The sequence below is a fragment of the Mucilaginibacter sp. SJ genome, from assembly GCF_028993635.1.
Classification (GTDB): Bacteria; Bacteroidota; Bacteroidia; order Sphingobacteriales; family Sphingobacteriaceae; genus Mucilaginibacter.
In genome coordinates this window covers 3,697,282-3,721,591 of record NZ_CP118631.1, presented here as the reverse complement: position 1 = coordinate 3,721,591, position 24,310 = coordinate 3,697,282, and the positions used below count along the sequence as shown (strand labels likewise).

Annotated in this window: 27 protein-coding genes; 7 read left to right on the top strand and 20 right to left on the bottom strand. The window is 44.0% G+C overall.

Annotation, left to right across the window (positions count from 1 at the left end):
* The first annotated feature begins 6 nt into the window (after positions 1-6).
* The 3 genes from MusilaSJ_RS14955 to MusilaSJ_RS14945 all read left to right on the top strand — a co-directional run bounded on the left by MusilaSJ_RS14955 (position 7) and on the right by MusilaSJ_RS14945 (position 3,639).
* Complete coding sequence (locus tag MusilaSJ_RS14955) at positions 7-645, top strand: RNA polymerase sigma-70 factor (protein WP_274985761.1); 639 nt, start codon at positions 7-9, stop codon at positions 643-645.
* Complete coding sequence (locus MusilaSJ_RS14950) at positions 642-1,634, top strand: FecR domain-containing protein (protein WP_274985760.1); 993 nt, start codon at positions 642-644, stop codon at positions 1,632-1,634. The genes MusilaSJ_RS14955 and MusilaSJ_RS14950 overlap by 4 nt, the downstream gene beginning before the upstream one ends.
* A 250-nt stretch (positions 1,635-1,884) precedes the next feature.
* The gene (locus MusilaSJ_RS14945; protein ID WP_274985759.1) at positions 1,885-3,639 is read left to right on the top strand and encodes a carboxypeptidase-like regulatory domain-containing protein; all 1,755 of its coding nucleotides are present in this window, start codon (positions 1,885-1,887) and stop codon (positions 3,637-3,639) included.
* Positions 3,640-4,057: 418 nt separating this feature from the next.
* Here the strand turns inward: MusilaSJ_RS14945 and MusilaSJ_RS14940 are convergent, their stop codons facing one another.
* Positions 4,058-5,587 (bottom strand): Do family serine endopeptidase, encoded by a 1,530-nt coding sequence (locus tag MusilaSJ_RS14940; RefSeq protein WP_274985758.1) that lies wholly within the window; start codon positions 5,585-5,587, stop codon positions 4,058-4,060.
* Positions 5,588-5,778: 191 nt separating this feature from the next.
* Between MusilaSJ_RS14940 and dapF the strand changes: the two genes are divergently transcribed.
* On the top strand, positions 5,779-6,564 hold the full coding sequence (gene dapF / locus MusilaSJ_RS14935; protein ID WP_274985757.1) for a diaminopimelate epimerase: 786 nt from the start codon (positions 5,779-5,781) through the stop codon (positions 6,562-6,564).
* Between the two features lie 109 nt (positions 6,565-6,673).
* Here dapF and MusilaSJ_RS14930 read toward each other — a convergent pair whose 3' ends face one another.
* From MusilaSJ_RS14930 to MusilaSJ_RS14920, 3 genes are all read right to left on the bottom strand, one after another.
* On the bottom strand, positions 6,674-7,087 hold the full coding sequence (locus MusilaSJ_RS14930; RefSeq protein ID WP_274985756.1) for a hypothetical protein: 414 nt from the start codon (positions 7,085-7,087) through the stop codon (positions 6,674-6,676).
* A 168-nt stretch (positions 7,088-7,255) separates the two neighbouring features.
* The gene (locus MusilaSJ_RS14925; protein WP_274985755.1) at positions 7,256-8,134 is read right to left on the bottom strand and encodes a DUF4349 domain-containing protein; all 879 of its coding nucleotides are present in this window, start codon (positions 8,132-8,134) and stop codon (positions 7,256-7,258) included.
* 116 nt (positions 8,135-8,250) lie between these two features.
* Entirely contained in the window at positions 8,251-8,577 is a 327-nt protein-coding gene (locus MusilaSJ_RS14920; protein ID WP_274985754.1) for a nucleotide pyrophosphohydrolase, read from the bottom strand.
* Positions 8,578-8,734: 157 nt separating this feature from the next.
* On the opposite strand from MusilaSJ_RS14920, the gene MusilaSJ_RS14915 reads away from it, so the two are divergent.
* Positions 8,735-9,073, top strand: coding sequence for a hypothetical protein (locus MusilaSJ_RS14915; RefSeq protein ID WP_274985753.1), 339 nt, complete (start codon positions 8,735-8,737; stop codon positions 9,071-9,073).
* Between the two features lie 56 nt (positions 9,074-9,129).
* Here the strand turns inward: MusilaSJ_RS14915 and MusilaSJ_RS14910 are convergent, their stop codons facing one another.
* Positions 9,130-11,553 carry a TonB-dependent receptor domain-containing protein gene (locus MusilaSJ_RS14910; RefSeq protein WP_274985752.1) on the bottom strand — a complete coding sequence of 808 codons (2,424 nt, stop codon included), beginning with the start codon at positions 11,551-11,553 and terminating at the stop codon, positions 9,130-9,132.
* A 453-nt stretch (positions 11,554-12,006) separates the two neighbouring features.
* Here MusilaSJ_RS14910 and MusilaSJ_RS14905 point away from each other — a divergent pair, with 453 nt between their 5' ends.
* Together MusilaSJ_RS14905 and MusilaSJ_RS14900 are read left to right on the top strand one after the other, a co-directional pair.
* Complete coding sequence (locus tag MusilaSJ_RS14905; protein ID WP_090533545.1) at positions 12,007-12,603, top strand: Crp/Fnr family transcriptional regulator; 597 nt, start codon at positions 12,007-12,009, stop codon at positions 12,601-12,603.
* A 114-nt stretch (positions 12,604-12,717) separates the two neighbouring features.
* Complete coding sequence (locus tag MusilaSJ_RS14900; protein WP_274985751.1) at positions 12,718-13,305, top strand: DUF308 domain-containing protein; 588 nt, start codon at positions 12,718-12,720, stop codon at positions 13,303-13,305.
* Between the two features lie 153 nt (positions 13,306-13,458).
* Here MusilaSJ_RS14900 and MusilaSJ_RS14895 read toward each other — a convergent pair whose 3' ends face one another.
* From MusilaSJ_RS14895 to MusilaSJ_RS14825, 15 genes are all read right to left on the bottom strand, one after another.
* The gene (locus MusilaSJ_RS14895) at positions 13,459-13,818 is read right to left on the bottom strand and encodes an ApeI family dehydratase (RefSeq protein WP_274985750.1); all 360 of its coding nucleotides are present in this window, start codon (positions 13,816-13,818) and stop codon (positions 13,459-13,461) included.
* Positions 13,819-14,439 carry a flexirubin biosynthesis protein LolB2 gene (locus tag MusilaSJ_RS14890; protein WP_188834150.1) on the bottom strand — a complete coding sequence of 207 codons (621 nt, stop codon included), beginning with the start codon at positions 14,437-14,439 and terminating at the stop codon, positions 13,819-13,821.
* The gene (locus MusilaSJ_RS14885; RefSeq protein ID WP_274985749.1) at positions 14,417-15,037 is read right to left on the bottom strand and encodes a flexirubin biosynthesis/transport protein LolA2; all 621 of its coding nucleotides are present in this window, start codon (positions 15,035-15,037) and stop codon (positions 14,417-14,419) included. The genes MusilaSJ_RS14890 and MusilaSJ_RS14885 overlap by 23 nt, the downstream gene beginning before the upstream one ends.
* Positions 15,038-15,212: 175 nt before the next feature.
* A complete protein-coding gene (locus tag MusilaSJ_RS14880; protein WP_274985748.1) occupies positions 15,213-15,986 on the bottom strand; it encodes a polysaccharide deacetylase family protein in 774 nt (257 codons plus the stop codon).
* The gene (locus MusilaSJ_RS14875; protein WP_274985747.1) at positions 15,980-17,029 is read right to left on the bottom strand and encodes a beta-ketoacyl synthase N-terminal-like domain-containing protein; all 1,050 of its coding nucleotides are present in this window, start codon (positions 17,027-17,029) and stop codon (positions 15,980-15,982) included. Before MusilaSJ_RS14875 ends, MusilaSJ_RS14880 begins: the two co-directional genes overlap by 7 nt.
* A 3-nt stretch (positions 17,030-17,032) precedes the next feature.
* On the bottom strand, positions 17,033-18,232 hold the full coding sequence (locus MusilaSJ_RS14870; protein WP_274985746.1) for a beta-ketoacyl-[acyl-carrier-protein] synthase family protein: 1,200 nt from the start codon (positions 18,230-18,232) through the stop codon (positions 17,033-17,035).
* A 3-nt stretch (positions 18,233-18,235) separates the two neighbouring features.
* Complete coding sequence (locus MusilaSJ_RS14865; protein ID WP_274985745.1) at positions 18,236-18,499, bottom strand: ApeE family acyl carrier protein; 264 nt, start codon at positions 18,497-18,499, stop codon at positions 18,236-18,238.
* 58 nt (positions 18,500-18,557) lie between these two features.
* On the bottom strand, positions 18,558-19,208 hold the full coding sequence (locus tag MusilaSJ_RS14860) for a hypothetical protein (RefSeq protein ID WP_274985744.1): 651 nt from the start codon (positions 19,206-19,208) through the stop codon (positions 18,558-18,560).
* Positions 19,209-19,252: 44 nt separating this feature from the next.
* Complete coding sequence (locus MusilaSJ_RS14855; protein ID WP_274985743.1) at positions 19,253-20,503, bottom strand: NAD(P)/FAD-dependent oxidoreductase; 1,251 nt, start codon at positions 20,501-20,503, stop codon at positions 19,253-19,255.
* Entirely contained in the window at positions 20,503-21,642 is a 1,140-nt protein-coding gene (locus MusilaSJ_RS14850; protein WP_274985742.1) for a beta-ketoacyl-[acyl-carrier-protein] synthase family protein, read from the bottom strand. The genes MusilaSJ_RS14855 and MusilaSJ_RS14850 overlap by 1 nt, the downstream gene beginning before the upstream one ends.
* Positions 21,643-21,654: 12 nt before the next feature.
* Entirely contained in the window at positions 21,655-22,080 is a 426-nt protein-coding gene (locus MusilaSJ_RS14845) for an acyl-CoA thioesterase (RefSeq protein ID WP_274985741.1), read from the bottom strand.
* Positions 22,081-22,092: 12 nt separating this feature from the next.
* Positions 22,093-22,737 carry a hypothetical protein gene (locus MusilaSJ_RS14840; RefSeq protein WP_274985740.1) on the bottom strand — a complete coding sequence of 215 codons (645 nt, stop codon included), beginning with the start codon at positions 22,735-22,737 and terminating at the stop codon, positions 22,093-22,095.
* A gap of 8 nt (positions 22,738-22,745) precedes the next feature.
* Positions 22,746-23,171 carry a hotdog family protein gene (locus tag MusilaSJ_RS14835; protein WP_274985739.1) on the bottom strand — a complete coding sequence of 142 codons (426 nt, stop codon included), beginning with the start codon at positions 23,169-23,171 and terminating at the stop codon, positions 22,746-22,748.
* Between the two features lie 3 nt (positions 23,172-23,174).
* The gene (locus MusilaSJ_RS14830) at positions 23,175-24,053 is read right to left on the bottom strand and encodes a lysophospholipid acyltransferase family protein (protein ID WP_274985738.1); all 879 of its coding nucleotides are present in this window, start codon (positions 24,051-24,053) and stop codon (positions 23,175-23,177) included.
* Entirely contained in the window at positions 24,053-24,310 is a 258-nt protein-coding gene (locus MusilaSJ_RS14825) for an acyl carrier protein (protein WP_274985737.1), read from the bottom strand. Before MusilaSJ_RS14825 ends, MusilaSJ_RS14830 begins: the two co-directional genes overlap by 1 nt.

Below are 24,310 nucleotides of genomic sequence, written 5' to 3'. Positions count from 1 at the left end.
GGCTCTATGAATTTAACGGCCAAACAAGCTATCTTTAGCGCTAACATCTGCACCTTAAAAGTGGAATACAGCGATAGCACGGCCATTGGTTTAATTAAACAGGGAAGCCAGAAGGCTTTTGAACGGCTTTTTAAAGATCACTTTAAAAGTCTGCATGCCTATGCCTACACTTTTTTAAAGGATGATGAAATGGCCGAAGAGGTAGTACAAAACGTATTTTGCCGCATTTGGGAAAAACGCGATCAGCTTAAACCCGATGGCAGTATCAAGGCTTACCTGTACCGCTCGGTACATAACGAAAGTTTGAATTATTTAAAACACCAGAAGGTGCGCGCCAACTTTGGTGTTTATTATGCCGATGAGATGGAGCAGGTTGGCAACGATGATTCGGCCTCAAAAAAACTGCTCTCGGCCGAACTGCAAAAGCACATTGAAAAAGCCCTGAGCGAACTGCCCGAGCAGTGCCGTATCATTTTTCAACTCAGCAGGTTTGAGCAGTTGAAATACCAGCAAATTGCCGATCAGATGGGCCTCTCAATCAAAACCATCGAAAACCAGATGGGCAAGGCGCTGCGGGTAATGCGCCAAAAACTGGCCGAGTTTTTACCTATAATTTTATTGTTACTAATTAATTGGTTTGTATGAGCTATACCGGTATGCCCATAGATGATGATTTGCTGGTGAAACACCTGGTTGGCGAAGCTACGCCCGCCGAGGTGGAGGCTATACAGAACTGGATAGCGGATTCGCCGGCTAACAGGCAGGAGTATGATAATTTTAAACTGATCTGGGATGAGAGCCGGCAAATTGCCTCTGCCAAAACGCTGGATGAGGATGCGGCCTATCTCCGGCTGCAAAAGAGGATCAGCGATACAGTCACAACGCCAACCCAACCGGCACAGATTCACAAAATGAAAACCAGCTGGTGGGTGGGTATAGCTGCATCGTTGCTGCTGGTTTGCACGGTGGCCTGGCTAACCCTAAGTCATTATTATGATAACAAGGCAATTGCTTTTGTTAAGATAGACAGCAAGTCTAAAACCCGTGCGCAAACCCTGCCCGATGGTTCGGTAGTTACCATGAACAGTCATAGCACACTTATTTACCCAGAAAAATTTACCGGCAAAATCCGCCCGGTGACTATGCTGGGTGAAGCGTTTTTTAAAGTTACGCCCGATAAAACCAAACCTTTTATAATTAGGGTGAACGGTGTAACGGTTAGGGTGGTTGGCACGTCATTCAATATAAAGAGCCGCAATGGCAAAACGCAGGTTATTGTTGAAACGGGCATAGTTAACGTAAGCGAAAAGAAAAAAAGCGTAAACCTTAACCCCGGCGAAAAGGTGTTGGTTACCGGCAAGGATGGCCTGCAGGCTAAAGAAAGCATCAAAGGACGTTTATATAACTACTATGCAACCCACGAACTGGTTTGCGATGAAACCCCGCTAAATGAGCTGGTAGGTTCATTAAACGAAGTGTACGGGGCGCACATTGTTATCGGCAATAAAGCCATTGCCAACCTGCCTATCACTACGGTGTTTAAAGATCAGTCGTTAGATCAGGTATTGGTTGTGATCTCCGAAACGTTCAAGATCAAAGTAGAGCGCGGGAAAAAGGGGGTTGTGTTGAAGTAAAATATTGTATATGGTGCGCTGTCATACTGAGTGATTTAAATCCGGGGCCTCTGAAGGTGAAATGACAAAAAGGGCCTGTCAGTCTGAGCCTGTCGAAGACTCGTGCGCAGAGGCCTGCCCGCCATACTTCGACGGGCTACCCATGACAGCCCGTTTGGAAGCCGTCAAGGCAATGATGTGGTGGAATAATTGCTGCGGGATTCCACGCTTCACTCGCAATGACATAATTTAATATACACGTTAGATATTTATGTTGTATAAGCTACATCATTACCTAAGCTACGCCATCTGCCTGCTGCTTCTCTCGGCCTTAACCGCTCATGCCGATTCCATCCTCTCCAAAAACATATCCGTCCATGTAACCGAAATGCGACTGGGCACGGTGCTTAAAACCATCGAACAAAAAGGCAACTTCTACTTTTCGTACAACAGCAACATTGTAAAAACCGACAGTCTGGTTACCATCAATGCTGATAACTGGACGATTAAAGAAGTGCTTGACCACATGCTTCGCTATCGCTTTGAGTACCGTGAAACAAAGAATTTTATTATCCTGAGATATGCGCCCTTACAACTCACCATAGTAACAGACAAGGCCGCTACAGATGGCGACAACTACAACATCAGCGGTACCGTAACCGACGAGCAAACGGGTCATAACCTGCCTAATGCCAGTGTATACTCGCACGAACAATTGCAATCGGTATTGACCGACAAGGAAGGCCATTTTGATATGACCGTCCGCAACGAAGGCCAGCCGATCACCTTAACAATAAGCAAAGAGTTTTATAAGGATACTACGGTTACTTTTTTAGCAGATGTTAACGTAAGGAGCACCGACACCACCCTGAAGAAAAAACGCAGCCTGCTGGGGTATATCCTTAGTGACGATTATTCGGGTGTCGAAAATACTTCGCTGGGCAGGTTGTTCCTTTCCACCAAACAGCAGATTCAGGCGGCCAATCTCGGCGGGTTAATTGCACAAGCCCCCTTCCAGGCTTCGGCCATACCGGGCGTAAGCACCCACGGCAACTTCGGCGGACAGGTAGTAAATGTGGTTTCCCTCAATGCTGTAGGCGGCTATAATGCCGGGGTTGATGGCTTTGAAATGGGCATTATTTTCAATTTGGATAAAGGCGATGTTGGCGCGGTGCAAATAGCCGGGATCTTTAATGTGGTGGGCGGCTCAGTAAATGGCATTCAGCTTGGCGGCTTGTACAATAACGTGCTGGGTAACGTGCGGGGCATTCAGCTGGCCCTGCTCCATAACAGCGTAAAACAAAACATGAATGGTTTGCAATTATCAACGCTCTACAACCATACCCGCGGATCAGTCAGGGGCATTCAGTTAGGGGCGATAGGCAATATTGCCGGTAAAAATTCTGATGCGCTCCAACTTGGCGGGATCGGCAATATCGCGCAGCAAAAATTTGGTGGTTTGCAAGTGGCAGGCTTGTTCAATTATGCCAAACACCTTACCGGGGTGCAATTGGCGCTGGTAAACATTGCCGATACCTCATCAGGGTTTAGTATTGGGCTGCTGAATATTGTTAACAGCGGTTATCATAAACTGGCTATCTCCACAAACGAAACACAAAACATTAACCTCGCTTTCAAAAACGGCAACAGCAAACTGTACACCGTTTGGCAGGGCGCTATGCGGGTTGATGGCAACAGCAAACTATATTCTTTTGGATTAGGCTTCGGTAGGGAGTTTGGATTGGGACAACGTTTGGCTATCAACACCGAAATTGGTTCAAGCTATTTGTATCAGGGTACATGGTTAAAAACCAATCAGCTTAACAAATTCAACCTTGATTTTACATATAAAGTAAGCCGCAGGTTTTCCGTTTTCGCAGGGCCGTCGTTAAATTTTCTTTATTCAGATCAGCGCGCGCCTGTTGATGGTTACGCTTATGCGCGAGACCTGCACCATTCTTTTATCCGTGATAACAGGAATTGGAGTGGTTGGGTTGGATGGAGTTTTGGGATTAATTTGTTTTAAGTGTGTTGACCGGTAATAGGCCTTAGTTGTATCTGACCAACAGTGGCCCGCTCAATTGCCGACGGGAAGGGATATAAGCAAGACAGTAAGGGGAAAGAAGCAAGACGGTAAGAGTCAAGAAATAAGATGAAGACGTTGGGTTTAATTAGGGGAAAAAGTTATTATAATCTCCAAAACAAAAGTGCGCTGACCCGACAAAAAAGCGGGCCGGGGAGTATGGCCCGCGGGAGGAAGCATTTTTTTGTCTTGATGTTTGGTTACTTTGCATCTAAGGTAAAGTAAAGGCCCCCGCGGCCAAGAGCGGACGATGTAAGTTAATTACCACAAAAGGCCCATTTGATCCTTAAACCCCCACAAAAAGAAAGCCCCAATCTCAAAAGAGACTGGAGCTTCCGTATGCAAAATCACTTAAAAAAGCTTATTGAGCCGGAAATGCGCTGCTAAAGTGCGAACCATCGGGGTAGATCCCGGCAATGATGATATTGCCCTGGATAGGTTTTACAATTGCCTTGTCAATATCTTCGATACTGCTAATCGGCAGTTTGTTAATACTGGTGATCACAACGCCTTCGGGTATTTCGGCAGCGTCAAATAAACCACCTTCACGCACCTGGGTTACCAGTACGCCCGCGTTAACATGCAGCCTGTTTTTTTCGGCAGGGGTTAAAGCGTGGAAGCTTGCACCCAATTTGTTAAACAGCTCTTCGGCCGATTTAGATGCCGCGATGCGGTTTGATGGTGCTACGGCATCACCTTTAAGCGTTACGGCGAAATCTTTGTCTTTACCATCGCGCAGTACAGTAACATTGATCTTATCGCCGGGTTGTAAACGACCTACACGTTCCTGCAGATCAGATGACTCATAAACCGGCTGACCTTCAACCTTAACAATGATATCGCCTTTGCGTAAACCTGCCTGCTCGGCACCGCCGCCCGGTACAAGGTCGTTAACGTATAAACCGTTGGTGGTTGTTACATCGAGTTTTTGGGCTACGTCGGGATTAAGCTCGGTGAAAGTTACACCTACAAAGCCACGTTTTACTGTACCGAATTTCTTGATATCGTTCAATACTTTTTTAGCCAGGTTAACCGGGATAGCAAAGCCATAGCCTTCGTATGAGCCGGTATGTGAAGCGATAGCGGCGTTGATACCAATCAGTTCGCCACGGGTGTTTACCAGGGCGCCGCCGCTGTTGCCAGGGTTAATAGCTGCATCGGTTTGGATGAACGACTCGATAGCTTTGTTCAGCTTAGGAGTCGACTGGTTGCGGGTACGGCCGAACGGGTTGTCGTCATCACTGTTTTCGCTGCCAATGATACCAATATTACGGCCTTTGGCGCTGATGATACCGGCTGTAACGGTTGATGTTAAGTTAAAAGGGTTACCTACAGCTAAAACCCATTCGCCAACTTTAGCATCGTCGCTGTTACCTAATTTTACAATTGGCAGGTTGTTAGCACTAACTTTAATGAGGGCAAGATCTGTACTTGGGTCGGTGCCGATAACTTTGGCGCTGAAAGTACGGTGATCATTAGTGGCAACGGTAATTTTATCGGCCTTTTCAACCACGTGGTTGTTGGTTACAATGTAGCCATCGGGCGAAATGATAACCCCGGAGCCTGATGCCATTTGCGGCCCTTGCGGACGCACCCGCTGACCAAACATATCGCCAAACATTTGCTCCAGTTGGTCCTGTCCGCCGCTGCCTTTGTTAGTGTAGGTGGTGCGGATGTAAACCACCGCCGGGGTAGCTGCCGCCGCTGCCTGGGTAAAATCCAGGTCGCCAGTTGATGAAACCGGGGTTGACGGGTTACTTGTAAAATATACCTTTTGCTTGTCTTCGAAGCTCAGGTTGTCAGAGTACTTGTTTTCGATAACCTTGTATACTCCTAAGGCCATCGCACCTCCAACAAAAGCGGTTATTAGTGTTAAACCAATCTTTTTCATTTATTATTTGCCTTTCTTATTATTAAGTTTACTTATTTTACAGATCAAATTTAATACCATATAGACGAGATAATCAATGATTAGTTATCCCGTTTTTTGTTAAAATTTGTTAAATACATAAACATCGGCTATTTTAATTGTTAGCACGGGTTTTGTTGAAGACTAAAGGGGCTGATATTAACAGGATAATTGTGAAGATACATTTTTATAAATACCAGGGCGCAGGCAATGATTTTATTTTGATTGATAACCGCGATAACCGCGTTGATCATCATAATCCTAAGCTGATTTCGGGCCTGTGCGACCGTCGTTTCGGTATCGGTGGTGATGGTTTGATGCTATTGCAAAACAAAGACGGATACGATTTTGAGATGATTTATTACAATGCCGACGGCCAGCCGAGCAGCATGTGCGGCAACGGCGGGCGCTGTATTGTGGCCTTTGCCAAATTTTTAGGCGTTATTAAATCGGAAACGGAATTTTTGGCGGTAGATGGCCCGCATTATGCCAAAATTTCAGACGAAGGCGATTGGGTAAGCCTGCAAATGATCGATGTAAACGAAGTTAATACCGATGCCGATGCTTATGTGCTCAACACCGGCTCGCCACACTACGTAAAACTGGTTGACGGGCTTGAACAGCGCAACGTTTACCAGGAAGGCCGTGCCATCCGCAACAATGCTACCTACCGTAAAAATGGTATTAACGTAAATTTTGTTGAACCAATGAAGGAAGGCTACTTTGTACGCACCTTTGAGCGCGGGGTAGAGGATGAAACCTTTGCATGCGGAACGGGTGTAACTGCCGTTGCCCTGGCCATGGCGCAGCACAAACAGCAAACCGGGCATATTACCACCCCGATAAAAGTATTAGGAGGAAACCTTAATATCCGTTTTGATTATGATGGCAGAGCTTTTACGGAGATCTTTTTAGAAGGGCCGGCTGTAAGGGTTTTTGAGGGGGATGTGGTGATTTAAGGGTGAAACAAGGCGGCTCAAGAATCAGGATGACAAGAGCCATGATATAAGAATAAAAACAGGTCATTGCCACGCCGCGCCCGCAATGATATTTGAGAGAAACGGGCACTCAATGCACCGGCTTTAATAAATTAAAAAACGTCCCGTCCAGTATAACATTGCCAATGGCGTCAAATGCGCTTTTCCTGGTGACTTCATCCTGCATATCTTCAGCATAAAAAATATGGTCAACGCCCAATGTTTTCAGGAAAGGATCAACCTTGGAGTGCCATTTGTTTTTATAGCAGCAGATCCTGATGTTTTTGTATGCAATGTTTGTACTTAAACGGCGGAGGATCTTTTCGATATCTTTAACAAGATAGTCGTAATCAAGTATGAGCAGGTTGGGTTTGATATCGTGTATGGATGGAAAAATAGCCGGAACAGTTGAAATATGTTTAAAAACCTTGTTATTAGGCAATACTTCAAGGCCAACTACATGGGGGGCAACCAACAGTACAACTTTAGACCGTACACGGATCATGATCAATTAATTAGGTGCTTAAAATTAGGTGTTAAATTTCTACTTATCAAGCATTTATTAAATAATTTAATAAAGTTTCTACCCTTTTAATTAAATCTTCATCGGTTAATACCTTTTTGTATTTTCCTTTTTATAATTTTAATATAAAATTAACTTTAAGGATATTATTTATGCCTCTGTTAACACATTTGGTCTCCTCCGTTTTTTCCAGCGGATGATTAACAGGAAAGCAATTAAAGCAACAAATATTAAAGGCCACAGAGATACTATTGAAAAGAACATGTTTTGCATGGTTTCCCAGCCGGTACCCAGCGAGTTTTTAAATTTATAGCCAAAACCATTGCCGTTGTTTACCAGGGTACCCTGCCGGGTGTAAAAACTGATATCCAACGAACTATAACTAACCTGGCTGCTCAAATAGTTCAACTGCCCTTGTGCCGAATCAATTTCGGTACGGATAGCGGCAAGCTTATCTTCAACAGCCAGGAGGTCGGTCATTTTGGTGGCTTTAGCAGCCAACTGCAAATAACGCTGCTCCAACTGTTTGTTATTGTTGATTTGTGCCTTAACGTCGATGAATTGTGTAGTTACATCCCTTATATGAATGTTTTTGGAGTCGATATGATCTGCACTGGAAGTTAGGCCATTTAAAAAAGCATCAAAGTTTTTAGAGGGTACTCTGATCTTGAGGCTGTATTCCTTTTGATTGGTTTCGCCGCTGTTGGTCTCATTTTCTTCGGCAAGGTAACCGCCTAATTTTTTGAGCGATGAAACGATGTTTTGCCTCGCCGCCTTCGGATTGCCGGTTTCAAAACGTATGTCTCCCTCCTTGATGATTTTTTTTGCGGTGTCGGTAATTGTTGTATTGGCAGAAGCGTGATTATCGTCAACAACTGCCGGTGTCTTAAATGCTTCCATATCAGATTTTTCTGCAGGAGGAGCGGGCGCTAACGTCACTTCGGCAATCGTTGCTTTTTGTTCTTTTTGACGATCGCAGGATGTCAGTACAAGTAAAAAACTTACCGACAGTATAAAATAGGTTTTCATAATAAGGTTGTTTAATTGTTTTAGATTAAACGAGTTTTGCCTTATTAAATTATATTAAATAGAAAACAAGCGAAATTTAATTTTGTTTAACTGAATATTGTGGAATTTAATTTTAATCACTTCAATTTTTCATTGTTTTTATGCCGCTCTGCATCCCTGATGCTTTTCTTTTCCATGTTCTTTTCCAGGGCTTCGGTTAGGTCGATGCCGGTTTGATTGGCCAGGCAAATGAGTACAAAAAGAACGTCGGCCATTTCATCGGCCAGGTTAACTTCTGTATCTGATTTTTTGAATGATTGCTCGCCGTATTGCCTCGCCATGATCCGGGCCACTTCGCCAACCTCTTCCATTAAAATAGCGGTATTGGTAAGTTCGTTAAAATACCTGATGCCGGTTGTTTTTATCCAGTTATCTACCAGTTGTTGCGCCTCGCTGATCGTCATAAAATAATCTTAATATGCGTAAATTGAATGTGCACGAATTTCACCAATTTTTTTGATTGATGGCCTACCGGATGGCTTTCTAAATAAAATCAAAATATTTTGTAAGGTTTCATGCTTCAAGCCGACTAAGCGGCAAATATCAACTAAAAAATCAAACATGAAAATCACATCAATTATTTCGGGCGCCCTTATCGCTACCCTTGCTATTGCCGGCATTACAGCTAATGTACAGGCTAAAACATTAAATCCTGTGCATAATACTATTATGCTAAGCGACACCGGTAAAATGAAAAAGGACAAGATGAGTAAAGACAAAATGAACCACGATAAAATGGCTTCAGGCAAAATGAGTACTGATAAAATGGGCAAGGACAAAATGAGCCATGATAAAATGGCATCAGACAAGATGGGTTCGGACAAAATGAGCCACGATAAAATGTCAAAAAGTAAAATGGGTAAAGGTAAAATGGGCAAAGACAGCTCAGGCAAAATGTAACCTTGCTTTTGTTTCGTGATTGTTTAAAGGGAGTCCGCATGAGCTCCCTTTTGCTTTTAATGGATCCGGCCTTTCTCATCCTGGTTACCGGTATCCTGTTTTTCGGTTTTATTTTGGCTGTTGCCGAAACGGTAACTGATGCCAAGCAAAGTATATCTGTTAATCTGGAAGTTGGTATACTTTTGCCTTACCCCGTTAACGGTTGTGGTAACAGCTGACGCGCTGCTCCTGAAAATATCGTTCATCACAAATGAAACATCAACCTTCTTTTTTAAAACCGAAGCTTTAATGCCAAGATCGAGTTTGTAGTAAGCATCACTTCTGCCTATATGATCTACCTCCGGGAACTGGTACCAAAAATTAACTGCACCTGAAAATGATTTATCGGCATTAAAATAGAGGTTGTTGTTGGTCGCAATATACGCCCCGAAGCCATTGATCCCATTTACTGCAGCCAATGCAGATTTTGCATCGGTATGATAAAAAGTGAACTGGTTATTATTATCAAGCCAGCTAAGCAATTGTATCGAATAATTTTCGGAAATACCTACCCGGTAAGTTTTAATAAAATTAAGGGGCGTGGTATAAACCAAATTAGTATCTGGCCGGGCAATGGTTACGTTGTTAAAACCATTGTTGGTAACGTTTAAAAATATAGCCGAAGTAAGCCTGTTTTTATAGGTATGCGAAAGCTCAAAATTGGCATTATATTCTGGTTGAAGATAGGGGTTGCCTTCGCCATAGCTATAGGCTGTAAACAAGCTCTTGAATGGGTTAAGATTCCAGAAAGTTGGCCGGTTAACCCGCCTGCCAAAGTTTAGTGATAAGCTGTGATTAACAGCTGCCTGGTAACTCACCGTTGCTGATGGAAACAACCTTGTGTAATTATTAATGGTAGTTTGGTTAAGCGTGTGCGAGTAGCCTTTGGTTTCGGTGTGCTCTGCCCGCAAGCCGGCCTGGTACTTCCATTTACCATCCTCGCGGTTTATGCTGCCGTAAACAGATTGGGTATTTTCGGTATAGGTAAATTCATTGCTTAAGTTCGGGTCATACTTTAGCGAATCGTTGGTTGCCTTTTTATAATAAAAAGCGTTGCTGTAATTATTGATAAAGCTCAGTTTGCAGCCAAAAGCAAAGCGGGCATATTTGGTTGGCAAAAGCGCATCGGCCTTGAATGTATAAATGTTGATGTCCTGCTTATTGGTATCATGGTAGCGATTACGACTGGCTGCATTCAATGATCCGTCAGCGAGGTAAGTGTTGCTCTCAAAGTCCGATCTGTCGGTGCGGTAATAGTTAAAATAGTCGGCATTAAGTACCAGTTTAGCACCTGATGTATCCAGGCTGATGGTGCTATGCAGGTTAACCGCATTGCTGATAGCCACCGGGTGATAGGTGGCATAGGTTCTTAATGTTGAATCGATAGCACCGGTAGTGTTGTTAATGATGGGGTTATTCACATGGTCGGATCCGTCATAGGTATTCTTACCTCCCTGGTAATTTACCCCGGCAGTTACTTTTGGACTAAACCTATAATCGGCCCCGGCAATGAAGTTTAAATTGTGGTAACGATAGTTGCCGGTATCTGTTTGCAGCCAGGTTTGCTTAGGATAGTAAATATCGGTTTCAAAGCCCTCCAGTTCGTGGTCATGGTCAACATTAACACTGGCATATGCGGAGAGTTTGGCCGAATTGTAGTTAATATCGCCGCTGGCATTTAACCACCAGTAATTGCTGGTACCATAAACCGAGGCCGGGCTATGCATCCATTGCTTATCATTAATTTGTACGCTGCCGGTATAGCCATGTTTTTTGCTATGTTTGAGCGTGATGTTGATCAATCCGGCGTTGCCCTCAGCATCATAAGCAGCTCCCGGATTTTTAATTACCTCAATACTGCCTACCTGGCTTGCAGATAATGAGCGCAGATAACGGAGCAGATCGGTTCCAGCCAGTTGAACCAATCTTTCGTTCATCATAACTTTAACGCTGCCTTTACCAACAATGCTCAGGTCATTATCACCAACTTTTATACCCGGCACGCGACCAATAACCGTAAGTACATCAGCTCCTGCCGATGTGGCACTGGTGGATACATTGTAAACCAGCTTATCGCCCTTGTTTTCAACAGAGGCTTTGCCTGCTGTTACGGTTACTTCGTTCAACTGTGTGGTATTATCAGCGAGGGTAATAGATACCGAGGTATCTTGTTGCAAGTTTAATTTAAGTTTGGTTTTTTGATAGCCGGTGAAGGTGATAGTTAAATGATAGGTGCCTTTATCAACGTCAGTAAAACTAAATAGCCCGATGGAATCGGTTTGCACTACCCTTGTTTGCTCTGAATTTTGCTGTTGCAGGTTAACCACAGCAAAGGCCACAGGAACTTTAGAATTGTCGACAATTTTACCGCTAACTTTTATCTGCGCAAACAGGCTGCTATAAATTAAACTAAAAAATAAAAAGCTGCAGATATGTTTCAAGCCGGGACGGGGATGAGGTTTATAATTCCGTAAATTAAATAAAAAACCGCCGCAAATTGTTTAGCGGCGGTTCTGTTTTATTTAAAGTGGTATCCCGTGAAGAGGGTTGATGTTATGTATCACTTCTTACATGTTCCAATTTCCCGTTTTCGGTAATGTGGTATTCGGAACGCAGAAGGGCATCCGTGTTGATGTTATTGTCTTTCTTTTTTCTTTTCCGGGGACCTGAAACGGCCAATATAATAACCGCCAGGAACAGGGTGATCTCTATCAAACTCACTAACATGGGGAGATGTATTTATATGCTTCATTGTGTTGATTGATTTAGTGATTGTTTTTTATTCAATTTAGTTTGATTGTAAAATAAGAAAATAAAATCAGTTGTTTTTAACCCCGGTGAAAATTAGTATGATTTTTTGTGCCGATATTTAACCTTATTGCACTTTGTTAGTTATGGCCGATAAGCAACAGGTATTAAACGAACTTCTTGGCAATTTTGCCGGTATGTCTGAAAACGATGTGGCGGTTAGCTTGCCGTATTGGCGCACCCGTAAAATTGAGAAAGGCGATTTTTTTAACATGCAGAACATTGTATGTACCGATCTTGCGCTTATTAACAAAGGTCTGTTCCGGATCTACTACGTACACCCCGAAACACAGGAAGAAAAGAACATCTACTTTTTTTCGGAAAGGCAGTTCCTGGTATCATTCCGCAGTTTTATCAATCAATACCCTTGCGCATATTATATCCAGGCTATGGAAGATGCCGAGATCATCTCCATCAACTATAATGATCTTCAATATCTTTACTCCACTCCAACCGGCTGGCAACGCTTCGGTCGCCTGGTTGCCGAATTATTCTTTAACCAATCGCAAGCCCGTACCGAAGAGTTTTTATTTAATACAGCCGAAGAGCGTTATTTGAAAATGATAACGCAGCATCCCAATATCGTAAGCCGCATTCCCGCATATCATATTTCATCTTATTTAGGCATTAAAAACCCATCTCTTACCCGCATCAAGAAGCGACTATCACAGCAAAAGCCTTAAAAACGAAACTCTGCTGACAATTGCCCCTCCCAATTTTCACCTAAGTGAAAATTGCGGTCTCGTTTTGTGCCCAACTTTGCTTCATCAAACAAAACGAAATAAAAATTTAAAGTCATGTCAGCAAATAAAACATTGATCATAGAAACTTCAGCCGCGGCTAATACAGCCCGCGAGTTGCGTAAGCTTTATTTTACAAGGGTAGCATTTTCAGTTACCTGGGTAATATTGGTATCGTTATTGGCTAAAACTTCATTTACCGCAGCAACCATACTGCTTGTGATCTATCCGTTATGGGATGTTGTAGGTACATTCCTTGATATCCGTGCTAATCAAGGCAACGGAACATCGGTAACACCGCAATATGTAAACGTTGCTATTAGCATCGTTACAACCCTGTCGGTAGGTTTTGCTATAACCAAAGGAGTGCCTGCCGCGTTAATTGTATTTGGCGGATGGGCTTTGTTAACAGGATTAATCCAATTGGTATTGGGCTTAAAAAGACGTAAAGAGTTTGGCGGCCAATGGCCAATGATATTAAGTGGGGGGCAATCTATGCTTGCCGGTGTGTCATTTATAGCAATGGCGCACTCGCCTAATATGGGGATTGCAAATTTGGCAGGGTATTCGGCCTTTGGTGCTTTTTACTATTTATTGGCAGCCATTAGGTTAGGGAAAAGTGCGAAGACTGTTGCGCAGAATTGATATTCGCCTGTTAATATAAAACTATATCATTGCGAGCGAAGCGTGGCAATCTCGTCGAAAGCAGAGCGAACCTGCAATGTATTTATGCATAGCTACGAGATTGCCACGTCGCGTCCAACGCTCGTCCCCAGCAGCTTCTCGCAATGACATTTTTTATTTAAACGTCCCCTTAAACTTCAAAAACACAACACCATCATTTACCAGTTGCGCATCTGCCTTAACCTGCTCATCAACGGTACTCATCTTTATCTCCAACCCAACCTGGGGATATTCATTAGGGTTGATGAACGACAGAAACTTGATATTATCAGCCTTAACAAGTCTCAACTTTTTGCCGAGCTGATTTTCCAGAATCTCTTTGACCATCTGCATCATGCACACACCTGGCACAATGGGATTGCCTGGGAAATGCCCTTTAAAAATATCATGCGCAGGGTTAAGGCTGATGGTTGTTTTGAGCAAGTCGCCATCAGTTGTGGGAGTGGTAAAACTGAAAAAAGTATTGTTGAGCATCTATCTTTCCAAACGTTTAAGACCGATATTAAATTTAAAGTTTTTATGGCTGATGCCAATGGTATCAGGAATGCCATTGTGAAAGCCATGCATAATGGCCTGCACCACGGGTTTCCTGTCGGATGAGCGTTCCATGCGGATTAGCTCTGTTCCGGTTTTATTGGTGATGTAATAGTTGGCGCCTTTTTCCTGCGGGAAAACATAATACAGATAGTTATCATCTTTGCGCATATAACCTGTTTCGGGGTTTTGCTTACGCATCATCACCAGTTCAAAGTCTTTTTGCAGGGTGATGATCACCGGGCGTTTATCCATTTGCTTTATGATATAATACACCTTGAAGCCGCCGTCGGGTTTAAATTCAAAATCAAAGAATTTAAAACCCATCTCATTGCTGAATACCATACGTACGCTTTTATCGGGTAGGGTTTTAATCAGCAACAGGCCGCTTAAATGATGCCCGCCAATTACATCCACCCCGGTTTTATAAAGCACATTGGTAAAATCGGGCGCGAATTTTTTGATCTCGCGTACATTGCCTTCGGTCGGCTTCAGGTTTTTGTAAACCGATGAGCAGCCAGCCAGCATTAGCAGGCAGCTACTTAATAGCAAAAAACGCATCCGGGATATTGGCATTGATCTCTTTATTGGTGAAATGCAGGGTAGTGCTATCGCCCGTACCTTCCAGCATTTCGATGGTGTTTACCGAATAATCTTTTTTATCAACAGTGATCTCGATGGTTTTGAAAAAGTCACTCAGTTGTTTATTGACAGGGGATAGAGAAACTAAATAGGTGCCCTTGTTTTCGTATACCGCCGATTTAAAATCGCCGCTATTGAGTGCCGTTCCCTGTATACAATCGACAACGATTTTGTTGATCTGCTTAAATACTTTGTTGGAGCGGGTGGATACCTTGTTTTCTTTTTGTCCATCTTTAATGTACACATTGTCCTTGTTCAGGATCATGAGATAGCTGAATGGCTGGGTATACTCCATCCGCAGCATATTGGGTTTCCGGTACCAGAATTTGCCTTTCGATGTGATCTTTTCCGATAACATGCTCAGGCTTTTTTCCTGGGTGAAATCGCTTTTAATGCTATTGATTTTTGCAGCAACATCGGCAAATTGCTGTTTGAATTTGCTGAGATCTGATAGCTGGGTATAGCCTGCGTGCTGGGCCTGAGCGGTGATGGCCGAACCAGCAATCACCATTAACATTATTACCCATTTGAAAAGCAGGGGCCAGCGCGATTCCCCTCTTGAGAGGGGTGGAGGGGTGTGTTTATGCGACTTGTTAATAAACAGCGCAAAAACACACCCCTGCTCCCGCTCATTCCCTCCGCGCCCCCTCTCGAGAGGGGAGCTAAAAGCTGAAATATCATTTTTTATCATCTCACGCATAAGCCTGTAAATTTAGCATTTTATCCAGCCGCACTATTTGATATCCCTGTGCTTTAGCCTGTTCAATAAACAGGGGTAGAACCGAGATTATTGCGGCGCCTGTATCATGAAACAGGAAAACCGCGCCGGGGTTTAAACGGCTCACAACTTTGTTTAAAAGTTTTTGAGGATCATTAATCACCGTATCCATCGAGCGTACACTCCAGCCAATGGGCACATAGCCTCCTTTGATAACAGCTTTTTTAAGATTGGGATTAATAACCCCGTATGGCGGCCTGAACAGGAGCGGGGTTAAGCCGGTCGCCTGTTTCATAGCCTGATCCATCAATCTCATATCATCCAGCATTTTTGCAGATGAAAACAGATCGAACCAGAAATGATGGGAAAAGCTATGGTTGCCGATGATATGGCCTTGCTCGTGAATCTGCTTCAAAACAGCCCCTTTACCGGCTATCCTGTTGCCTATGCAGAAGAAGGCGGCAGGTACATGATGCTTTTGCAGGATGTTCAGGATTTGCGGGGTATTAACGCTATCCGGCCCGTCATCAAAAGTAATGGTAATGATTTTTTTATCAGTTTCTGCGGAACACATCACTTGTATAAAAAAGTTGGAGCCGATGTAATAACAGCCGTAAAAGAGGATGAGCAGGTACACAAAAGCTAAAGCCACACAAGCCCATAAAGATACTCCATACAGCAGATCGGCCACCACCAGCAATACCAGCAGACAACCAAATACGATATTGGTATTCCTGAAATTTAGCATGCCGAGAGCAGAATTAACGAGTGATGGATCATTTGGTAATGATTATAGATGAGGATCTTTTTGACAGGTGTTGTCGCCTGTCCGATGGTCGCAGGAACACTTCCCGTTTTGAGGATATTCGCCGTCAGCCATAATGCAAATGCGGACGATGTTGGGTATTCGCCGCAAAGGTGTTTGTAGCCCATGGCAGGCGTTTCGATAAAAACAGCTTGTTGTATCTGCTGATAAATGCTGTCATTTTTTACATCGCCGTTTTTGCCGGTTATGAGCAGGCTAATATCATCAACGCAAACATTTTGGGCGGATAAGAAATTACTGATCTGTTGCTGGATTTCAGCAATGTTGCGCGGTTTATAAAAGCCGGAAACCCCATCAATTTTAGCCCAGTCGCTGCCTGATGACTGATCACATAGCAGGAACAATGCAGCGCCTTCACCAGCCATTGTTCCTTTGCCCCAGGATTGAAGCAACTCAAGATTTGAAGTAAGCCCACGCCGATACAGGCCCATCCGGTGCAAAATAACGTGGCCGTTTACGGTGATCTCATCAATGCCGCCAACCAGCACGTTACAGGCTTCGCCCTCGTACAAAAGCATCATGGCATCAAGCAGGGCGTTTTCAAATGAGGCCCCGCCGTTTACAAAGGTGTTATTATAATTATGGCATTGCAGCAGCAGGGCTATTTGCGCACTGATGGTATTATGGGTGGATTGGATAAAGGCCGTGGGAGCAAGCGCTTCCTCGTTCTGCTGCACCATTTTGCTCAGGAAGGTATTGGTATCCTCCAAACATCCATAAGCTGTTCCGGTAATGATGGCATCCGGTATATCGATTCCGGCTCCATGCAAACAGGCAGTGCCGGCAGCCACGCCCATTTTAATGATGCGGCTCATGCGCCGGAGGAGTTTCGGATCGATGAGGGTTTTATAGTCAGGTTCGATACAAGTGAGCCTGTCGCCGGTATATTCTGCCAGTTCTGAAAGAAAGGGCTGATTACCGAAGGTGTTTTGAGGCGATATGTTGCTTGCTGCCCTAATGTACATCACCTATAGTTTTGAAAATATTAATGATGAGCAATTACCGCCAAACCCGAAAGAGTTTGAGAGCACGTGTTTAAGATCCGGTTGTTTTGAAAACCGGGTTTCGGGCGTAAAAGGCAGGCCTTCCATCGGCGTTTCAAACCTTAGATTAGGATATACTAACCCACGCTGCACCGCCAAAGCCGAAAATACGGCTTCAATGCCACCGCTTGCCCCAAGCGTATGCCCCGTAAAAGCTTTGGTAGAACTCATTTTTGGCGAATGTCCGGTAAATAGCCTGCTGATGGCTGCTCCCTCCGAACTGTCATTATTTTGCGTACCTGTGCCGTGCAAATTGATATAGCCGATATCGGTAGGTTGTAAATCGCTTTTTTTAAGCGCACCTTCCATTGCCAGTAATGATCCCGTACCCTCGGTCGATGAAGCTGTTTGATGATACGCATCATTGGCGTTATGATAGCCGCTTAAGGTACAATACAGTTCTTTTTTAATCGATGAGGCTACCCGCTTAGATACCAGTAACACATAACCAGCCCCTTCGCCGAGATTAAGGCCGCGACGGTTGGCATCAAAAGGCTGGCAGGGTTGCTGATCCAATATCATGAGCGTATTAAAGCCATTCAGTGTAAAGCGGGTGAGGGCATCGGTGCCGCCGGCTATAACAACATCAAGCATATTGTTTTTGATGAGCCTTGACCCGTATATAATGGCGTTAGCCGATGAAGAACAAGCCGTACTAATGGTACTTACATAATGCCTTATGTCCAACTGATCGGCAACCAAATTGGTAATAGCTCCGCATTCGTGGTTAAAGGTGTTCCGTAATCTGCCTTTGGTGTTATCGCCTAAAAAGTCCCTGAAAAAATCTTCGGTTTTATCCATGCCGCCAACGGTATTGGCTGAGATAAAGCCTGTTCGTAAAGCTGAAAGTTTAGCAAGTCCGGTGTCAGCTAAAGCTTCTTTAGCCGCAATTAAGCTCATCATAGCCGTGCGACTGATGCCCGGTTTAAATCCCGACATTTCCGCAAGTTCATCATTGCTTAGTTTAACCTCGCCAACCGGAAACTCATCCCGGTGTTCGGTATCCAGGTATTGGATAGGGGCGATGCCTGTTTTTTCCTGTTCAAGCGACAGCAGGTTTTGGGCCACGGTATTACCTATAGCCGAAATTACCCCCACGCCGGCTATAAAAACAGGTTGCTCCATTGTTTAGGCGTTCGGGGTCTTAGTGCTTTCAATAAATTCGGCAATGGTGCGTACTGAACGGAAGATTTTCGGGCCATCTTCAGCATTGGAAAGTTTTACCTTGTATTTCTGCTGTAACAGTACGATCAGCTCCAACGCATCTATTGAATCAAGCCCCAGGCCATCGCCAAAAAGCGCCTGATCGTCGCCTATATCTTCCGGCTTCACATCCTGTAAGTTTAACTGCTCAATGATCTGCTCTTTCAGATCGGCCATTAATTTATCCATATTGTAAGTGTTAAGCCCACTCTAAATCTCCCCCGGTAGGGGAGACTTTAAAACGCTTCTATTTTAAAAGCCCTCCCTTCCGGGGAGGGTTTGGGTGGGGGCTGTAAATTTTATTAATATTTTCTATGGTAAAAGGCATCGAGCCTTCTTTTTTTTCTTTCTCAACTAAAAACAAAACCGCTTTATATTCATTAGCAAGCAGTTCAACCCAACCGCAAATACAGACCTGCAATTGCTGGGTGTCCAGCAAATTGGAAACGTAGCCCGCTATAAAATCCGCATTAAACTGCTCAAAAATAAAAAAAGCGTTCTCGCCTTTAAAATGATGACGGATACAGATCTCCCCGATAACGATATTGGGCAATGTATAAACAAACAGCGCCGGGCTTGCTATGTCCTGCACCGAATCATAATACCGTTTATCAGCATCCAGGCTGGAGCTGGTATTTGTTAATACCACGCCGATGTCTGTTGACTGATATCCGGCCGCATCAAAATCCCTTAACAAAACCTCGGCGGCAAGCCATCCCAGTTTGGCCAAATTATCCATTTTATAAAACTTGGGATATTTTGCACCGATGAGCTGGTACGCAGATAACAAAAAGCCGGGAACATCAGTATATTCCGCCTCAAACAACAACGCGCCATCATGGCGTACAGCATTACTGCTGATGGTACAATGAGATGATATGTAATACTGCTTGTTCAATTTATATAAAATGTATCAGGCTTTAAGCTTTGAGCGTTCCGCTTTCAGCTGTTATCAGTGGCTACCATATCTCTTAATGTAATGGTACGGGCCAGTTTGTGCAAGGCTGTTTCGTGGTTTTTTACGTAAGGGTTATCCATATCCCAAACGTAACCCGCCAATACCGAGCAGATCATGCTTTTGACGCGAGGATCCTGGTTATCGGCAAAAAATATGGTATCCAGTACGCCCTCATACCATGCTGTAACGTATGAGCGAAAGGTGTTTACTCCCTGCATCATATACTCCATATATTCCTTATCCCAATCCACCTGTTCGCCCTTAAGCGTACGGATCGTGAGGTGCGCGGCTGTTTGGCTCGATACTGTAGCCAGTGTTACGCCTGATGAAAATATGGGATCAAGAAATTCAGTTACATTGCCCGTTAGCACAAAGCCATCACCATAAAATTTACTGGTTGTGGCCGACCATGACTCGAGAACCCTTGGTGCAAAGGCAAATTCTACATTCTCAAAACGCTCAGCAAAATAAGGTTGTGATGCGATCAGCCCGCGCAAAATTTCTTCGTCGGTCCCCTCGTATTGTTTAAAAAATTCGGGATTGCCTACAAAACCCAGTGAGGTAACACCATTGGCAAAAGGGATGATCCAGATCCAAACGCCCGGTTGGTGTACTACAATAGTAATGCGGTTTGGCTCATCGGCCATAGAGCGTTTTTTATCGATGGTATGCACGAACAAGGCTTTACGCGGTACCTGGGTTGATGGCCTGTCGAGGTTGAACAATTTTGGGATCACCCTGCCATAACCGCTGCCATCGATGATAAAACGAGCCGAAATCTCTGCTTGATTTTCGTCTTTATCCTCCAAAGTAGTTACCGAGTTTTGGCCGTTGAAAACAATATTAGTAACGGTAGTTTCGTAATGAACAGGAACGCCCATTTTTTCAACAGTATCGGCTAAAGTTTTGTCGAAATCGGCACGGGGCACCTGCCAGGTCCAGTTCCAGCCGGGAGTAAACTGATCGGCAAACTGGTAGTCGCAGATCTTACCGTCTTTCACAAACTTTGCACCCGCTTTTTGCTGAAAGCCTTTTTCGCTTATGGCATCTACAAAGCCGGCTTCGGTTAGCGCTTCCATGCATCGTGGCAGCAAGCTTTCGCCAATCACAAACCGCGGGAAAAGCTGTTTCTCTACAATTTTTACCTTAAAGCCTGCCTGGTGTACGATAGAAGCGGCCACCGTTCCCGCCGGACCGGCGCCTATTACCAATACATCTACCTGTTCTGTGTTCATTATAAAAGATCCTTTTGTGATTTGGTTAAGATTATAGCCGCGTTGCATCCCCCAAAGCCAGAGGCTATTTTGAGGCAGCTGTTAAGCGGTTTTGATATCAATTGGGTGCAAACATTTACCGGGTTAGCACCGCTCTGTTTGCTAAAGCCTTTTGTGGGAATTATCATGTTTTGCTTCAGCGATTGAGCAGAAACGATGGCCTCTATCAACCCCGAAGCCCCCAAAGTGTGCCCGTAAAACCCTTTCAGGCTATTAAGCGGAACATCCTGCAAGCCGGCCAATGTTACAGCCTTTGCTTCCATTTCGTCGTTGTAAACTGTTGCGGTTCCATGGGCAGATATAAAGTCGATATCTTCGGGCTTCAAACCTGCAGCATTCATGGCTTTATCGATGGCGTAATATAATTCTTCGCCGGTGCGTGATGGGCCAGAAATATGGTTTGCATCATTACTAACAGCTCCCGAAACCAATTCAATAACTTCGTCCTCTGGTTTTTTTGCTGATAAAATAACGGTTGCCGCGCCCTCCCCTAAATTGATACCGTCACGTTCTGCATCAAAAGGCTTACACAACCCCGGACTAACGGCCTGGAAGGATTGAAAACCGGAAAGCACAAATTTTGAAATCACATCAGCTCCGGCAACAACCGCATGGTCGTACTGCCCGGATTGGATCAGCCGCATCCCGGTGATCATGGCAATAAGGCCGGAAATACAGGCATGTGAAACTACCATTGGCTCGTTAACGAAACCAAAATGTTTGGCTATTTTTTTGGCTGAAGTATGTAGGGCTATCCGCTCTTCCAAATCTGGACCGGGTTTCTCTGTTTCCAGCAGGCTGATATTGCCTTTCGTAGTAGAAATGATCAGAACAGTTTTTTTGTCGGAGATATTTTTATCAACTCCATACAAGGTTTCGGTTAACGAAGCGATGAGCATCTGCTCGAATTTTGTCAAATGTTCATCGGTTTGAAAATATCCTTTCTCACATAGCGATGCGAAAAAAGGCTCGTTACACCGGGCTTTATCATCATGTTGCCTTACACCTGTAACGCCGTTAACGAGGTGCTCAAAGTTTTGCACTGTGGTAGCGCCCAGGGGCGAGTAAATATTATCGGCAACAAGGTAAACCTTCTTCATCTGGGCGCTGTGTTATATTAATCCTTGTTTTTGCTTCCAATCCACAAAAAAATCCGGGTTGGTGAGCTGCAGCTCAAAATTATCGCGGTGCACAAATACCTGCATGGAAGAGCCTTTTACTATCAGTTCGCCGGTTTTTGCTTTGAGCAGCCGGTAATTGAAATTGATCTTGGCCGATTGGGCTGGCGTGTAGATGGTTTCGATGATCACCTTGTCCTCATATCGTAAAAAACGTTTATAGTCGCAGTTCAGATTAACTATGGGTACAATAAAGCCCGCGTTATACACGTCCATATAACCCAGTCCGTATTGCCTGCCGAAAGCTTCGCGGCCATCCTCAAAATAGCGGATATAGTTGCCATGCCAAACCACACCCAGCATATCCACATCGCTGAATTTGACCTCTATCTCAATCGTATTTGTTAACGAGTGCTGCAAAATGCTGATGGCTTAGTAGTTTTTGAACAGATCGAAATCTTTGCCAAAATCCTTCAGGATCTCGTACCATGGGTGAGCCCAATAGTTTTTAAAGCCAAAGCCAAAACTGCTGCCCGTACGGAAAACGGTATATAGTACAGTCTTGTCGTTCATGTTTACAAAAGTTATCCAGGCACCGGCCTCTTTACGGCCTTTGTCCATACCTTCAACAATTAGCAGCATGCCGATGCCCTTGTTACCCATAAAGTCATAGTTTTTAACCAACGCGTCAATATCTTTTTCGGTCAGTACTTTGAAATCGCCAGGGTTTGAGTCGAAAAAGTTTTTGGTAAGGGAGTTGTTTACCTTTTCTGTAACGTTCATTGCAAAATGAACCGTATCACGATGAACTGCTTTTGCCGGGTTGTATTTTTTTGGTTCGATGATGAAGAAGTTTGCCCAGGCCGGGATGTATTTGCCAACAAATTCAGCATTGATCACTTCTCCTTTGTAAGCAGCTTCTGAACCAATGAATTTCATTTGCGAAAAATCCAGGCCCAGCCAGGTGATGGGTGTTTTTTTGTCAAAGACCTCGGCTTTGGTTTGGGCTGATACGGGCTTTAAAAAGGCGGTTAATAAAACTATTAATAAACTCAGTTTAATTGCGGTTTTTTTCATGGTTGATATTATTGTTGGGATTGTATAAATATTTTCATTTCGCATTGGGCTATGGTGCTGCCCTCGCAGGTGATTTTTCCTTTGATGATGCTTACATCAAATACCCGGTTCTCAATTTTTACCTCGGTTTCTATGGTGTCGCCAACTTTTGGCAAGGCAAATACTTCAAGGTTTTTTACAGCGCCTATAAAGCCCGGCTTTACAGGTTTGCCGAATTGCCGGGCAACATACCCGGCTCCTGCGGCGGCTGCTTGGGCAATGTTTTCAACCAGGCCGGCTTCGCTTAAAATACCATCGTTTACCAAAACGTTTCCGGCCTGTACCAGCAAAGTGGTTTGCGTGGTGTCATCGTTTGACGATACCAGTTCATCAACCATCACAAAGGGCCACCTTTGGGGGATCAGCGTTAAAATATCCTGTGTTGGTATAGTCATTGCCTATTGCCAAAAATTATAATAATTATACCACTGTTCGGGGTATGTTTTTACCTTGTTTTCAAAGCTGATTATAAAATCGTTTATCAGCTGTTGTATGCCTTCGCCTTTGGGCAAGCCCGAATAATCTTTTACCGGGCTGGCAAAAAAGTGGTAATGCAGCGCGCTTTCCTTAAGGGCGTAAACAAAGGTTACCGGCACTTTAAACTTTTCGGCCATAACAAAAGGTCCTGCCGGCAATTTTGCGTCCTCACCTAAAAACCCCCTTGTTATGGTTTTATTGCCTTCAATAAACCTGTCGGCATGCATGCAAACCAGCTCGTTGTTCTGGAATGCTGCATTGATCTTAAATATATGCGACAGGTCGTTTTTGATAACGATGATGTTTATTTTCCGCTCGCCGGTTACCGAATCCATGTATTGCTTGATCTGTTTGTCTTCACCATCAAACATTACAATGTTAATGCGGGTGTTGATATGGTCAAGCAGTTCACCTGCTATTTCCCAGCTGCCAATGTGCGAGCTAAGCAGTAATCCGCCCTTGTTCATGGCGGCAATCTGCCGTAGGTTGTCGATCCCGTCAAAATTGAAAGTGAACTTGTTGGGAATCCCCGACATAATCACTATTTTATCAATAATGCTTTGCCCAAACAGGTAATAATTTCGGTAAAGCTTCAGAATAGAACTGACTTTACTAAACCCAAGCCTTTTATGGAAATAATAGTAAGTGCTTTTTGATGATTGCCACGAAAACAGGAAATAGTAAAGCGCCACAAGCCTCAGCATAAAATAAGCGGGCTTAACACCTGCTTTTTTTAAAACGCTTACAAAAATGCGATAGCCAAGGGTACTGCCTTTAGATTTTCCCTGCCAGGCGGGCATTATGCAAGCTCCTTAGGTTGTACGCGTGATAGTACATAATCGTAAAAATCCTGGAACGTAACAATACCCGTAAAATCCTCAGGTTTTACTTTGAACCCAAAGTTGCTTTCAATTACTACAACAAGGTCTATATAATCAAGGCTATCCAGGTCGAGCGTTTCTTTCAGGTTTGCAGTGGGGAGCATTTTATCTGCATCTACCTCAAATTCTTCGGCCAGGAAGCTGTTAATTCTTTCAATAATTTCTTCAATTTGCAT

What these genes read in the sequence shown, in the direction of transcription:
- MusilaSJ_RS14955 (WP_274985761.1), top strand. Translation starts at nt 7, where the DNA reads ATGAATTTAACGGCCAAACAAGCTATCTTTAGCGCTAACATCTGCACC.
- MusilaSJ_RS14950 (WP_274985760.1), top strand. Translation starts at nt 642, where the DNA reads ATGAGCTATACCGGTATGCCCATAGATGATGATTTGCTGGTGAAACAC.
- MusilaSJ_RS14945 (WP_274985759.1), top strand. Translation starts at nt 1,885, where the DNA reads ATGTTGTATAAGCTACATCATTACCTAAGCTACGCCATCTGCCTGCTG.
- MusilaSJ_RS14940 (WP_274985758.1), bottom strand. Translation starts at nt 5,587, where the DNA reads ATGAAAAAGATTGGTTTAACACTAATAACCGCTTTTGTTGGAGGTGCG.
- MusilaSJ_RS14930 (WP_274985756.1), bottom strand. Translation starts at nt 7,087, where the DNA reads ATGATCCGTGTACGGTCTAAAGTTGTACTGTTGGTTGCCCCCCATGTA.
- MusilaSJ_RS14925 (WP_274985755.1), bottom strand. Translation starts at nt 8,134, where the DNA reads ATGAAAACCTATTTTATACTGTCGGTAAGTTTTTTACTTGTACTGACA.
- MusilaSJ_RS14920 (WP_274985754.1), bottom strand. Translation starts at nt 8,577, where the DNA reads ATGACGATCAGCGAGGCGCAACAACTGGTAGATAACTGGATAAAAACA.
- MusilaSJ_RS14915 (WP_274985753.1), top strand. Translation starts at nt 8,735, where the DNA reads ATGAAAATCACATCAATTATTTCGGGCGCCCTTATCGCTACCCTTGCT.
- MusilaSJ_RS14905 (WP_090533545.1), top strand. Translation starts at nt 12,007, where the DNA reads ATGGCCGATAAGCAACAGGTATTAAACGAACTTCTTGGCAATTTTGCC.
- MusilaSJ_RS14900 (WP_274985751.1), top strand. Translation starts at nt 12,718, where the DNA reads ATGTCAGCAAATAAAACATTGATCATAGAAACTTCAGCCGCGGCTAAT.
- MusilaSJ_RS14895 (WP_274985750.1), bottom strand. Translation starts at nt 13,818, where the DNA reads ATGCTCAACAATACTTTTTTCAGTTTTACCACTCCCACAACTGATGGC.
- MusilaSJ_RS14890 (WP_188834150.1), bottom strand. Translation starts at nt 14,439, where the DNA reads ATGCGTTTTTTGCTATTAAGTAGCTGCCTGCTAATGCTGGCTGGCTGC.
- MusilaSJ_RS14885 (WP_274985749.1), bottom strand. Translation starts at nt 15,037, where the DNA reads ATGTTAATGGTGATTGCTGGTTCGGCCATCACCGCTCAGGCCCAGCAC.
- MusilaSJ_RS14880 (WP_274985748.1), bottom strand. Translation starts at nt 15,986, where the DNA reads ATGCTAAATTTCAGGAATACCAATATCGTATTTGGTTGTCTGCTGGTA.
- MusilaSJ_RS14875 (WP_274985747.1), bottom strand. Translation starts at nt 17,029, where the DNA reads ATGTACATTAGGGCAGCAAGCAACATATCGCCTCAAAACACCTTCGGT.
- MusilaSJ_RS14870 (WP_274985746.1), bottom strand. Translation starts at nt 18,232, where the DNA reads ATGGAGCAACCTGTTTTTATAGCCGGCGTGGGGGTAATTTCGGCTATA.
- MusilaSJ_RS14865 (WP_274985745.1), bottom strand. Translation starts at nt 18,499, where the DNA reads ATGGATAAATTAATGGCCGATCTGAAAGAGCAGATCATTGAGCAGTTA.
- MusilaSJ_RS14855 (WP_274985743.1), bottom strand. Translation starts at nt 20,503, where the DNA reads ATGAACACAGAACAGGTAGATGTATTGGTAATAGGCGCCGGTCCGGCG.
- MusilaSJ_RS14850 (WP_274985742.1), bottom strand. Translation starts at nt 21,642, where the DNA reads ATGAAGAAGGTTTACCTTGTTGCCGATAATATTTACTCGCCCCTGGGC.
- MusilaSJ_RS14840 (WP_274985740.1), bottom strand. Translation starts at nt 22,737, where the DNA reads ATGAAAAAAACCGCAATTAAACTGAGTTTATTAATAGTTTTATTAACC.
- MusilaSJ_RS14835 (WP_274985739.1), bottom strand. Translation starts at nt 23,171, where the DNA reads ATGACTATACCAACACAGGATATTTTAACGCTGATCCCCCAAAGGTGG.
- MusilaSJ_RS14830 (WP_274985738.1), bottom strand. Translation starts at nt 24,053, where the DNA reads ATGCCCGCCTGGCAGGGAAAATCTAAAGGCAGTACCCTTGGCTATCGC.
- MusilaSJ_RS14825 (WP_274985737.1), bottom strand. Translation starts at nt 24,310, where the DNA reads ATGCAAATTGAAGAAATTATTGAAAGAATTAACAGCTTCCTGGCCGAA.